Here is a 12,838-nt window from a genome sequence, read left to right on the forward strand (position 1 = left end):
TATCTACCTAAGACACATTCGGTGGGCAAGTACCCGCCGGCGTGTGGTGTATGCCTTTATCGCCACCCTGGCATGGAGCCGATACAAGTTTGTGGAATTTGTCTGGAGTCAAGATCAGAAATGTTTTGTGGGCTCCCATGTGAACATGTTCGACTTTTTCGGCGGAGTCACGGAGTTGCTGCTCATTGACTGCCTGAAAAGCGGGGTGCTTAAAGCCGATCTGTACGATCCGGTGCTCAACCCACTATACCGTCATATGGCCGAGCATTACGGGTGTTTTATCGACCCCGCCGGGCCGGGGAAGCCCAAGGACAAGGGAAAGTGGAACGGGTGGTCCCGCCGGTGCGGGACCGTGTCCTGCTGAAGGCGATGGATCCCCATGGCCGTTGGCCGAGGCCAACAAGCAGGCCCTGCATTGGTGCCGCTTTGAAACGGAATGACCCGACATGGGACCACCGGTGAAAAACCGTGGGAGTGCTTCCAGGCGACCGAACAGGGGGTGCTCGGGGTATTGCCGCAGCAGGCGTTTGAACTGGCCGACTGGAAGGCCGTTCGCGTGCACCCGTATCAGTACGTGCAATTTGAAAAAACCTATTACAGCCTGCCCCAGCGCTATGTGGGCCATCGGCTTTGCTTACGGGCGGACGCCCGGCAGATTGAGCTCTATGATGAGGGCTTCTCCCTGATTAAATGTTTCCCTCGCCAGTCCGGCCGCCGCCGGGTTAGCGACCCGGCCGATTTTCCGGTTCATATCCAGACCATGATGAACAGCTACTCCGTCCGGCAGATACGGGAGCAGGCCCGCGGGGTCGGCCCGGATACGACCCGCTACCTGGAAACCCTGCTCACCCCCCATGCCATGCAGAATCTGCGTAAGGCCATGGGCATCCTTTCGCTGGCCGAGAAGCATTCGCCCCAGCTCGTGGAAACCGCAGCCCGTCAGGCTCTGGCCGCAAGCATCTTTCACTACAAAGGGTTCCGCGCCCTTTTGGAAGCCCCTCAGACCGAACGTCCCATCCCGCTTTCCTCCGAGACCCGCCCGTTTATTCGGTCGGGCGATTACTTCACCCACACCCCTAACTCCTCAGATCCCTTGCTCCATGAAAACACACCATCTGACCAAGCAACTTAAACAGCTCAAACTTTCGGGGATGGCTGAGCACCTTGATCGCCATCTGCTCGCTGCCCGACAAACGCATCCCGGACTACACCGGATTCCTATCCATGCTTCTTAGCGAAGAGCTCGAGGCCCGTGAGGGGCGAAAGGTCGATCGGCTGCTGCGGGCAGCAAGCTTTGGAAATCCTCAATCTCTGGAGGCTTTTGACGTCAGTCTGTCCACCGGGGTAAAACCGACCCGGTGCGGGAACTGGCCACCTGCCGGTTTATTGATCAGCGGCAAGGCGTGATCATCACCGGTCCTCCGGGTACCGGAAAAACCCACCTGCGCGGGACCGGGCCATGCCGCCTGTCGAACACGCGGGCCATCTTTCTGTTTAACCAGTTGTTCCAGCATTCTGAACTGCTCCTGGAGCAAGAAAATATGAGGCGGTGGCGAAAACTCATAAGCCACGACTTGCTGATCATTGATGACTTTGCGTTCCGCCGCATCAGTCAGGCCCAAAGCGAGCAGCTCTATCAACTCGTCGATACCTGTCATGGAAACACCTCCATTATTCTGACCAGTAATCGTGCGTTACCGGATTGGCTTGAAGGTTTTTCCCGATGCCGTGATTGGTGGCGCTATCCTGGATCGTGTTCTCGGTGCCACAACGCTCATCAAATTACGTTGAAAGGAGAATCGATCCGCAAAAAATGGGATTGAAAACTCCGTATTCAATCCAGTAGAAACCGATAAAGAAATGTCCTAAATTAAATCGCTCAACTTCGAAAAGGGTGGGGAATACTGTGACCCTACGTGGGGAATACTCGTGAGCCTTGACATAATGAAAGTGATGGAGAACATTTAAACGAATCTTCCTCCAAAAAATAATGTTCACGACTCGGAGAAATATTGCGTTATCAGTGGCGCCTGAAGGCAATCAATTAGTATACAAATTTCGATTCATTAATTTATTTAATCTTGGTATCGCTACTGTATTGTGGATTATATCACTTTTATGGCCCCTCCTTTTAATTATGAATTTTATATCGACAACGACGCAAGTAGCTAGTAAGTTAGTTCATATTCAGTCCTGGACCATTACTCATGGGGCGGTTTGCTTATTACTTTTTTTTGCCTCGATACGATTTTTAACCAGGGCATTTGCATTTCACAGAAGAACTATGACAGTACCTTTTTCTATTGCACTCAATAAAATTAGTGTTAGGACCGAATGATAGGAAATACGTCAAAAATATTAAGGCCACTAATAAATCAATTTACCTAGCCTGGAGGATTTTACTCAGGGTGGCAAGATGATGTGAAAAATCACACTAACAATAAATTAACTTATCTGACCCGCGAAATAATAATTTGGATGCTCCTGAACCAACAGACCTTCGGATGACGGATATGCTATAAATAAGGCTGATATCATCTTTGCATATATATGAAAAGGACAATCCAGGACTATATGCCCTTTCTTTAGAAATTGGATATGGAAAAGCAAATAACAAATTAATTATATCACAGTCGACGCAGAAATCTTCTTCAAGCGAAGTTGAAAAAAATATTTAGATATGGTAAGAGAAACATCAGATATAGTATTTTTGATGATTTCAAGACCGGCCTGAAATTCCTCCAAAATATTAGCGGAACTATAACTGAAAATAGCACAGTTAAATATTGACAAGGTGGCAAGTTTCTACAACTGAGCATTAGCTTTTTTACCGGTCCACTGAGTAGCTGATCTCACTTCCAGATAAATTAATCACTTATTTAACTTATTAAATTTTACATATTGTAATATTTAGATATACTTAGGTGCATGTTAATATACTGTATATTTACTTTATGATTAATATAAATTACTTAATAAAAAATATTTCCGTGTATTTCGGCTGTTCAATCCCAATATTTATCTGTGAAATATAACAACCATCTCATCAAGGTCTGCCTTAATATCTGTTGGGGTCTTTACTTTTCTTTTTTAAATCTAACTCTTTATCAAGAAGCCTTTTTATCAATTACCGACCTTCTCGGCTTCACTAGATACCTATCTAGCAATTGTATTATTTGGTAATTGAGATAAAGTAAAAATCCGATCCCATGCCTCTGAACTGTTTCTCATTTAGCCCGTTTGGCACTTTGAAATATTTTAAATCTTCTTTTGCAAGGCTTCTGCTGAAGATCATCAGTTAGACGGCTCTCACTACCAATATAATACAAATACAGCTCTTTCGGGATTTCTTGAACTTGGAAACCATTGATCCAAATTGGCATTCGAAAGCTTCTCTGATTGCAGAATCATCAAGTATATAAGATGATGAACATTTGCATTAGTACTCGATTTCCAAAGAAGCCCTCAACTCTTGGATAACACTGTTTACATATTGATAATATTCAAATGTTACCTCGGTACCTCTTATCAAATAATAATGATTCAAAGTTTGCTGTTCTTTCATCCACATTACTTGTATACAACACTTCTACATTAGAGTAATTTGCAGATAACAGCGCTTTATGTGTTAGATTGGCAGAACCTAATATATATGCATTATCAAATCTATAATACAATCAGCATGAAGATTTGAATAGTATCCTCTATTTACTCATTTCTCCTATTAGATACTGAAGTCATAGACTTCAATGTCATTTACTCCTTTTAAGATCTCATCGACATGCCACCTAGTAATGATCGTTAAATTTGTGGAGGGGCTCGATTTATCAGTAAGAGATTCTATTAGTCCAAACTTAATAAATGGGCTAACTAATAATACTTTTCTTTTAGAGCATGAAATATATTTTTCAAGTAAATCATATAATTCAGAATAATAAAAATTTTCTTCTTTATTCATCACGCTCTAAGAATTGGCGAGCAATCCGTCCCCAATCATGGCGGACATCTTCAGCTATTTGCTTTCTATGTCCCTCTAGTTCATCCTCATAGCGTGCCCATGCCATAAACAATAACTGCAATCCTCTCTCTTGCTTTTTCAAGCCTATCTCTAAGTTCCTCTTCATCAGCTCCCTCTGTACTTTCATAGAGTAGTTCAACTAAATTTAAATATGCCGGATGTTCAATATTCAGCTTTACTATCAAAGTGCCTCCTTTAGGCTTGATAGCAAAAAAAGCGGACCCTTCCATATCAGCTTCTACAAAATGATATTTCAAATTATCATTAAAGGTGTTGGCAAATTACACCTCTCGACTACAGAGGAAGACACCTCCCAAGTTTCAAGTTCTTGCCTAATCTGACTTTTCTCTTGCCTCTTGAGGTAAATTTTCGCCTTCATCACTCTCACCATGATATCCCACTTCTTGGCGCTCTCGAGTTAAATCAGTTGCCTTCTTTTCCGCTGTGTGTCGTTTATTTTCATTAGAGGAAGATCTTATTCCTGTTCTCTGTTTCTTAAGATGAGTTCTTATAGTTGATAAATTAGAATCAATAGTCTGATGAATGTCTAGCAAAATTCCATTTGGATCGCCCTCCTCCTTGAGCCTCTCTTTTGCCTCACTTGGAGTTTCTCCGTCTTCTAGAAGATCATCGACATTAATTGCATTAAAATTCCGTGCAAACTGCTTATTGTTTGAAACACCAAATACATTATCTAATGCTGGAGGGAAATGAATTCCAGCAACCCCACCATCTTTCAGTTGGATCATAGCTTGTAACCCATGTATCATTAAGTTCAAGTTCCCTGTTAGCCCCAACGATCTGAAACACCTCGATCCTCCGATGCATGTTTCCCATGAAGGTCTTTCGACCCTGTCGCGTTCCTTCGCTTGCTTTCTCTTTAGCAACTGAAAATTTCAATTGCACCTCTATGTATTTCATTATTGTACTCAATATTGAAACTACGTGGATCGCCATAAGGTTCAAACATTTGTTCATTTTCAAATGGTGGAGGACAAGACGTACGTTTCCATTAAATATATCGGATCATTAGCTCTTGCATATTTTTCATCCCTCGTTATCAATATTTTCTACATCAAAGGTGCACATGCGTATTGAAACTTGGTCATTATTTAAAAGTATCGATACATTCGGCCAATAATATGCTCAGAATTCCTTAATTATAGCTCTTGCAGTCTTCCACATAATTCTATCTAGTTCAGACCAAACTACCAGAGTCCCTGAATCACCAAATATTATTTTGCAATTCTCAATCCATTCTTGAGGCACTTTACGTTTCTTGGGCACGGGTAACTCTCCTCATTTTCCCCTCTCGTTATTTCATTTAGATCCAGGTAGGAATATATAGCATTCCCAATACCATCTTGCCATGTCCAAACGTCTACTCTCTTGCATTGCGAGATAGAGGAACGTAGTGTAATCCCGATCCCAAATTTGCCTATCCCCTCTTGGTCCTCCGAAAACAGGTGTGTCCGATTCCCCAAATTGTAATGCCATTTTTAAAGCATCCTCCATCGATCCTAAAACCGTTATCAATCACACCAATCTCGACGTATTCGATCACTAGTTCTCTGAGACAATTGGACAGTTTTTTGTCCGCAGATAAGTTCTCGACATTATTCTGCACCTGCTTGAATTGAATTACTCGATCAACTCAGCAACGGCATATGCTGCATTTTTATAGCCATTATCTCTCATTGCCTTCACAGCAAGATGAGCAGGTACAATATCACGTTCCTCTTCGAATGAGTATCTTGGTTTACTTTAAGCTCTTGTGTTTCCATAAATCCCTAACATTGTTTTATCGATTAGTCCAAACATCTTCCCAATTAGTAAAAGCATCAGAAACACTTCCAAAGCCGGGGAAGCGATTGGTCTATTACAGTATATATTTCTGCATTTTTATTACCTCCAGCCTTTAGACCGCGTATAGCCCTGCCCACCATTTCGACTATACAATACTAAAGATTTTGTTGGTCGCGCAATCAATGCAGCACTAGTATTCGGGGCGTCAAATCCTGTGGTTAATACCGCATAACGACACAATATCATAGGGATTTCAGAAGATTTTTTAAAATCTTCTATCCACTTTTTCCTATTAATGTCAACTTGTATCGGACGTAATGGAAAATGCATCAATTCCTATTGCTTGCAATACTTTAGCAATTAAATCAGAATGTTTAACATTAGTGGCAAAAAATAAAATACGATTGTGGCGTTTAATTAAATCTTTTAGTGTAGTAATTATTTTCAAATTACGTTTTTCATTTTCAGCCAGTTTTTTAAGAACTGAAATTGGTAAGTCTAATTCAGCTCTCTAATTTATTCAATCCATTTGTTGTAAGTTTAAGATCAGGATCTACTAGTAATTTTTTATAGCTGGCATTACAGCTAAGTACCCTTCATCTATCAAACAGTCTACTGGATCTTGTCAGCAATCATTAATTTCTAAGGTTACTTTTGCATATGTAGAAAGATTCGCGAGTAATTCCAAATCCTCGCTGCAGTATCATTCGTAGATCTACCAGGAGTGGCCGACAAGCCAATCAAACCAGTATCTTGGGAATGTTGAAGAAGTGCATTTAAGACAAATTTATAAGTTGGTGCTATCGCCTGATGAGCCTCATCAAATACAACCAAGTGAGCTTTACTCCCAATTTTACCTAGTGTAAATAGTCCATGGTTTTGTGTGCTGTACATTTTGGAAAGCCCTGATACTAATATACCATCCGACAATGCGTCCAGATCCTATTTCCATGACTCCCCCGAAACCTACGTAACTGATAACCTCTCTATTCCCTGAAGTATAGTCCAGCTATTTTCAAATTCGGTAGCGGCCTGTCCACATAGCTCTCTTCGTTATGTGCTAGCCAAATTATCAGTGAAGGTTCATTATTTCGGAGGTAATCCGAAATAATATTCATTGTAGTTCTCTGTTTTTCCTGAGCCAGTAGGCATATGTAATAAGGTCCGTCTACGATCTCCCTGAAAAACCAATTCCTTTAGCTTTCTTGCAGCTTTCCTCTGATGATCAAAAAGGCCATATTCAGGTTCTTTATATGATATAGTTGGCTTCGATGATTTCTGAATTGTTTTCGGTTCCTGAATCTCAAAAAAATCAAACAGCCTTTTCTCTTTAGATGAATTTTTTCTTATAGAAATTTCATTTAACTCCTGATATGGTTTGTCAGTACTACCTCCTAGAGGGTCAATTAGTTTCTTTGCCTCCACCGGCCCAGTACCGAATAACTCTTGCCGAGTTTTACTTTCTCTAACAATCCAACCCTATCAAATAATTGTATAAGTACTTCCCTTGGTAATCTTTTTTAGGTCGAATTAAAGCGGGCTCAATGGCATGTAAGTAATCTAATAGCATCACGGCCGACTAACTGTTGAAGTGTTTCATCATCTGCACGATTTAAAATCTCATCAAGATGTACCAAAATAACCTCTTCTCTAATCAGTTAAACTTTCTTATCCCAATCAACTTCCTCCAAGCATAATAAAGCCCCCACGACGACCCCACCATCGTAGCCGTAAGCACCCCAGCCAGCACCCACTCCCCATAAATCCAATACCCGGTAGCAAACAACGCACTGTAAATAGCCACGCAGCCCAGCACCATACACAGTATCCCCTGGGGTACGCTCCATTTCTCGCGTTGCAGCATTTCAACTTCTCGTCCCTCTCGATCGGCCTTATCCAGCACCGGCTGCCAGCCGGGCCCGCCGGGCCGGGCAATCCGGCAGAACTCCACCAGCGTATCCTGGGCGGTGGGTCGCGTCAGGTACGTCACCAGCAGCCAGACGGCGGTGGTGAAGGCCACGCCGCAGACCAGCTCCTGCCAGCCGGTGAGGGCCGGCAGGCCGGCGGCTTCGTGGAAAAACTGAAACCAGACGGCCACGGCGAAGGAGATGGCCATGCCGGCGATCTCGCTCCAGGCGTTGATGCGCCACCAGAACCAGCGCAGGATAAACAGCAGGCCGGTCCCTGCTCCAATCTGTAAAAGAATCTGAAAACTGTCCAATGCGTTCTCCATCCACAGCGCCAGCGCGCCGGCGACGATCATGAGCAGCACGGTGGAGAGCCGTCCCACGTTGACCAGCTCGTTCTCCGTGCTCTCGGGCCTGACGAAGCGTTTCCAGAAGTCGTTGACCAGGTAGGAGGAGCCCCAGTTCAGGTGGGTGGAGATGGTGCTCATGTAGGCGGCGGTCAGGGAGGCGACCACCAGCCCGAGCAGTCCCGTGGGCAGGAAGGTGAGCATGGCGGGGTAGCCCATGTCGTGGTCGGCCACGCCGGCCGCGCTGGGGAAGGCTTCCCGGATGGAGGCGATGTCGGGGAAGACCACGATGGAGCAGAGCGCCACGATGATCCAGGGCCAGGGGCGCAGGGCGTAGTGGGCGGCCTGGAAGAAGAAGACGGCCGCGATGGAGTTGGCCTCGTCCTTGGCGGCGAACATCCGCTGGGCCACGTAGCCTCCCCCGCCGGGCTCGGCGCCGGGGTAGTAGACGCTCCACCACTGCACGGCCAGGGGGATGATGAACACCCCGATGGCCTGGGCCGGGTCGGAGAAGTCGGGCAGGATGTTGAGCCGCGGGATCACCGCCTCGTGGGTCAGCAGCCCGCTGAGTCCCCCCACGTCGGGATGCTGCAGGGCCACCCAGGCGGCGGCGATGCCCCCGATGATCGACAGGAAAAACTGGAAGAAGTCGGTCAGCAGCACCCCGCGCAGCCCTCCCAGGGAGGAGTAGATCACCGTGATCACCCCGGCGATGACCACCGTCTCCACGGGCGAGAGTCCCATGAGCACCCCGCTGATCTTGATGGCGGCCAGGGAGACCGTCGCCATGATCACCACGTTGAACAGAAATCCCAGGTAGATGGCCCGGAAGCCGCGCAGGAAGGCGGCCGACTTGCCGCTGTAGCGCAGCTCGTAGAACTCCACGTCGGTCAGCACGCCGGAGCGCTTCCAGAGCTGGGCGTAGACGAACACCGTCAGCATGCCGGTCAGCAGGAAGGCCCACCAGGCCCAGTTGCCGGCCACCCCGTTGGTGCGCACGATGTTGGTGACCAGGTTGGGCGTGTCGGTGCGAGAAGGTGGTGGCCACCATGGAGACGCCCAGCAGCCACCAGGGCATGTTCTTGCCGGCCGCGAAAAACTCGTCGGTGTTCTTGCCCGCCCGGCGCATCACCCACACCCCGATCCCCAGCGAGAAGATCAGGTAGGCGATCACAATGGTCCAGTCGACGGTCTCCAGCAGCATAGGCGGTTCCTAGAAGTCGGTTTCGGGCACGTCTTTTCGGGTGAGGTGGTCCCAGCTCCGGCCCAGCAGCTCCCGCGGGTTGTCGCCGGGGGTCAGGGGACGAAGCCGGAAGGCGTAGCGGTAGGGCTTGACGGGGAGGCGGTACTGCTCATGGGGACGCGCCCCCCAGGAGTTGTCCCCGCCCAGGCCCATCTGCGCCAGGTCGATGTTGAGGGTGACGGCCCCGCCGGACTGCAGCTCGTGCATGTGGCTGGCGGAGGCGAGCTCCTCCATGGTGTAGGGCCAGGCCCCGGCGTAGAGGGTCGTGAGCCCCTCCACCAGCAGGCCCTCGCCCGCCTGGTCGGCCAGCACCATCCAGCGCACCCCGGTGTGGTTGGCGTTTTCCTGGGGACGCACGTAGGTGTAGGCCTGCCCGGCCACGCTCATGCCCCAGACGCCCAGGGCCGCGCCGGTCTTGCGGTCGAAGTACGTTTCGCGGGGACTGCGCCCGAACCAGGCGATCTGGTCGTAGGCGGCCGGCAGGGTGAGCTGCATGCCGAAGCGCGGGATGACCGGCAGCTCGGGGTCTTCGTGACTCAGCTCGGCCTCCACCAGCACGTCCCCGCTGCCCAGCACGGTGTAGGTGGTGGTGTAGGGCAGGCCCTCGCCCACGGGCAGCTCCGACTGCACGTAGATGCGCACCCCGGTGAGGGAATGTTCGGAGCGGATGTCGGTGACCTGGCGACTGGGACCCGCCTGCTTCCAGGCGCCGAGGCGGTCGGGCATGCCGTTGCGCTGGTCGTTGTCGTTGGGCACCCGCCAGAAGTTGGGCGTCAGCGGACCGCGCAGGCGCTCCTCCCCTTCCCACACGAAAGACGACAGGTTGCCCGTGGATTTGTCCACCGTCACCGTGAAATGTTCGCCCTCCACCGTAAAGGCCTCGGGGTCCTCGCTGACGCTCATTTGAGGCATGGCGGAGGGGTCAGCCTTGGGCGCGGGCGGGACGTCCACCGGCGCCTGGTGCTGGTTCCAGGCCACCGTGTGACCCGCCTCGGCCCAGGGAGTGTCTTCGGCCAGGCGGGCGCGCACCATCAGGTGATACTCCGCGCCGGGCCGGGGCTCGAACTCCTCCACCGGCAACGTTATTACCTGCTGGTCCTGCGGGGGAACGCGCAGGCGGGGCAGGGTGCCCGACTGCACCGGGTGGCCGTTTTCGGTGAGCTCCCAGGTAAGGTCCACATAGCCCAGGTCGCGGAAGAAGTTCTGGTTGCGGACCTCCACGCGCCAGCGCTCCAGGTCGGCCGGCACGATTTCGATGTTCTGGTAGACCTTCTTGACCTCCTGCAGCTCCGGCTGGGGCGTGCGGTCGGGATCCACCAGCCCGTTGATGTTGAAATTCTCGTCGTTGGGCACGTCCCCGTAATCCCCGCCGTAGGTGAAGTATTCGCGGCCTTCGGCATCCGTGGCCCGCAGCCCCTGGTCCACCCAGTCCCAGATAAATCCCCCCTGCAGGTGGTCGTGGCCCTCGATGACATCCCAGTAGTCCTGCAGGTTCCCCACGCTGTTGCCCATGGCGTGGGCGTACTCGCAGAGGATGAGCGGGCGGTCGCGCGGGCCGGCCTCGTAGGAGAAGACGCCGTTGGGCCGGTAGCTGCCGTAGACCGAACCCTGCTCCTCGGAGGCGTAATCCACCAGGTTCCACGGGTGGTTGTACATGGGGGTGACCAGGTCGACGTACGAGCGCGTGCCCGCCCGTTCGTACTGGATGGGACGCGTGGGGTCGCGGCGGCGGATCCACTCGGCGGCGGCCTCCAGGTGGGTGCCGTCCCCCGCCTCGTTGCCCAGCGACCAGATGATCACCGAGGGGTGGTTCTTGTCGCGCTCCACCATGCGGCGGACGCGGTCCACGTGCGCCTCCCGCCAGCCGGGCCGGTTCGCCAGGGTCTCCTCCGGGTCGTAGCCCATGCCGTGCGACTCGATGTTGGCCTCATCCACCACGTAGAGCCCGTAGCGGTCCGTCAGCTCATACCAGTCGGGGTGGTTGGGGTAGTGGGAGGTGCGCACGGCGTTGATGTTGTGGCGTTTCATCAGGCGGATGTCCTCGATCATGCGCTCCCGGGAGACCGTCCGTCCCAGGTCCGGGTCGTGCTCGTGGCGGTTCACCCCCTTCAGGTAGACCGGCTGCCCGTTCACCAGCAGGTGTCCCCCGCTCACCTCGACCTCCCGGAAGCCCACCCGGTCGGTGTGCACCTCGAGGAGGTTTTGGTCAGCGTCGTACAGCCGCAGCACCAGCGTGTAGAGGCTGGGCGTCTCGGCGGTCCACTTGTCCGGGTTGGCGATGGTGGTTTGGAGGTCGATGATGCTCTCCTCCCCCGGGGAGACGTAGGCCGTGCCCTGGCCGAGCAGCGGGTCCTGGCCGACGGTGTTGCCCTTCGGGTCCAGCAGCTCGGCCTGGATGCGCAGGTCGCGCGCCGGCTGCTCGCCCAGGTTCTGTATATGGGTGGTCAGGCGGAGGGTGGCGTCGCGGTACTGCGGGTCGAGGTCCGTACGTACGTGGAAATCGCGGATGCGCAGGTCTGCCGTGCTGTAGAGAAAAACGTCGCGGTAGATGCCGGAGAGCCGCCACATGTCCTGGTCCTCCAGGTAGCTGCCGTCCGACCAGCGGTAGACCTCCGCGGCCAGCACGTTCTCGCCCGGCCGCAGGTAGTCGGTGATGTTGAACTCGGCGGGCGTCATGCTGCCCTGGCTGTAGCCCACCTTTTGCCCGTTGATCCAGAGGTAGAAGGCGCTCTTGACGCCGGCGAAATGGAGGAAGGTTTGGCGGCCGTCCCAGTCGTCGGGGATGGTGAAGGTGGTGCGGTAGGAGCCCACCGGGTTGCGCAGGGTGTAGGAGGTGTACTCCTCCGGCGGCTCGCGGGTCACCCGCGGCGGGTCCTTGGCGAAGGGATAGGTGATGTTGCTGTAGATGGGCGTGCCGAAGCCCTGGGTCTGCCAGGAAGAGGGGACGCGGATGGTGGGCCAGTCGGCGGCGTTAAAGTCGGTTTCGTGGAAGTTCTGCGGGCGCTCTTCGGGACGCAGCGCCCAGTGGAATTTCCACTGCCCGTTCAGCGAGCGGTGCCAGGGGGACTCGTAGCGGTGGGTGGCCACGAGGGGCTCGCCCCGGTCAGCCCCCAGGGTGGACTCACTCCGGTGAGCGCCCAGGGCCGCCTCCTCCGAAGGAAAGGGGATCGACGTGGCGCGCCCCGGCTCCTTGTTCCGGGCTATCATCAGCGGATTCTCCCAGTCCGGGTGGGCGGCGGTGTCCGGCGCGGTCGCCTCCCCCACCCTCACACCGGCCGAAGCGGATCCCTGCGCCGCGGCCACAGCCGGCAACAGCATAGCGGTAAGCAGCATAACGGCCAGCAGCAGTTTAACGGCCAGCAGCGCCGCCGGCAGCGTCACAGAAAGGAGCCAATCCCTCATGCATCCCGGTTTCGGTTGGAAAAAGAGCGTTTGATGAATGTATCAAATGGCGCCTTTACTCCAAAACGGGGTATCCAATTCCATGCTGAGGATGCGGTAAGACGTTGTTGTCAGG

9 protein-coding genes are annotated in these 12,838 nt (G+C 51.9%); 4 read left to right on the forward strand and 5 right to left on the reverse strand.

The window, feature by feature from the left end; all coding sequences use genetic code 11:
• Positions 1-43: 43 nt before the first annotated feature.
• The 4 genes from U5K31_05680 (at position 44) to U5K31_05695 (ending at position 1,823) form a co-directional block, all read left to right on the forward strand.
• On the forward strand, positions 44-364 hold the full coding sequence (locus tag U5K31_05680; GenBank protein MDZ7772217.1) for a hypothetical protein: 321 nt from the start codon (positions 44-46) through the stop codon (positions 362-364).
• A gap of 72 nt (positions 365-436) precedes the next feature.
• Positions 437-1,132, forward strand: a complete 696-nt coding sequence (locus U5K31_05685) for a hypothetical protein (protein MDZ7772218.1) — start codon at positions 437-439, stop codon at positions 1,130-1,132.
• A 32-nt stretch (positions 1,133-1,164) separates the two neighbouring features.
• Entirely contained in the window at positions 1,165-1,407 is a 243-nt protein-coding gene (locus tag U5K31_05690; GenBank protein ID MDZ7772219.1) for an ATP-binding protein, read from the forward strand.
• A complete protein-coding gene (locus tag U5K31_05695; GenBank protein MDZ7772220.1) occupies positions 1,359-1,823 on the forward strand; it encodes an ATP-binding protein in 465 nt (154 codons plus the stop codon). Before U5K31_05690 ends, U5K31_05695 begins: the two co-directional genes overlap by 49 nt.
• A 2,221-nt stretch (positions 1,824-4,044) precedes the next feature.
• On the opposite strand, the gene U5K31_05700 is transcribed toward U5K31_05695, so the two are convergent.
• From U5K31_05700 to U5K31_05720, 5 genes are all read right to left on the reverse strand, one after another.
• Positions 4,045-4,275, reverse strand: a complete 231-nt coding sequence (locus U5K31_05700) for a hypothetical protein (protein MDZ7772221.1) — start codon at positions 4,273-4,275, stop codon at positions 4,045-4,047.
• Between the two features lie 75 nt (positions 4,276-4,350).
• Positions 4,351-4,767, reverse strand: a complete 417-nt coding sequence (locus tag U5K31_05705; GenBank protein MDZ7772222.1) for a hypothetical protein — start codon at positions 4,765-4,767, stop codon at positions 4,351-4,353.
• A 2,143-nt stretch (positions 4,768-6,910) separates the two neighbouring features.
• Positions 6,911-7,249, reverse strand: coding sequence for a DEAD/DEAH box helicase family protein (locus U5K31_05710; protein ID MDZ7772223.1), 339 nt, complete (start codon positions 7,247-7,249; stop codon positions 6,911-6,913).
• Between the two features lie 229 nt (positions 7,250-7,478).
• Positions 7,479-9,077: a hypothetical protein gene (locus tag U5K31_05715; protein ID MDZ7772224.1), complete on the reverse strand. Its 1,599-nt coding sequence runs from the start codon at positions 9,075-9,077 to the stop codon at positions 7,479-7,481.
• 214 nt (positions 9,078-9,291) lie between these two features.
• Complete coding sequence (locus U5K31_05720; protein MDZ7772225.1) at positions 9,292-12,723, reverse strand: glycoside hydrolase family 2 TIM barrel-domain containing protein; 3,432 nt, start codon at positions 12,721-12,723, stop codon at positions 9,292-9,294.
• Positions 12,724-12,838: the final 115 nt, after the last annotated feature.

The organism is Balneolaceae bacterium, from assembly GCA_034521445.1.
Taxonomy (GTDB): Bacteria; Bacteroidota; Rhodothermia; order Balneolales; family Balneolaceae; genus JAXHMM01.

Coding starts and splice junctions, on each gene's coding strand:
- U5K31_05720 (MDZ7772225.1), bottom strand. CDS start 12,723: ATGAGGGATTGGCTCCTTTCTGTGACGCTGCCGGCGGCGCTGCTGGCC.
- U5K31_05705 (MDZ7772222.1), bottom strand. CDS start 4,767: ATGATCCAACTGAAAGATGGTGGGGTTGCTGGAATTCATTTCCCTCCA.
- U5K31_05685 (MDZ7772218.1), top strand. CDS start 437: ATGACCCGACATGGGACCACCGGTGAAAAACCGTGGGAGTGCTTCCAG.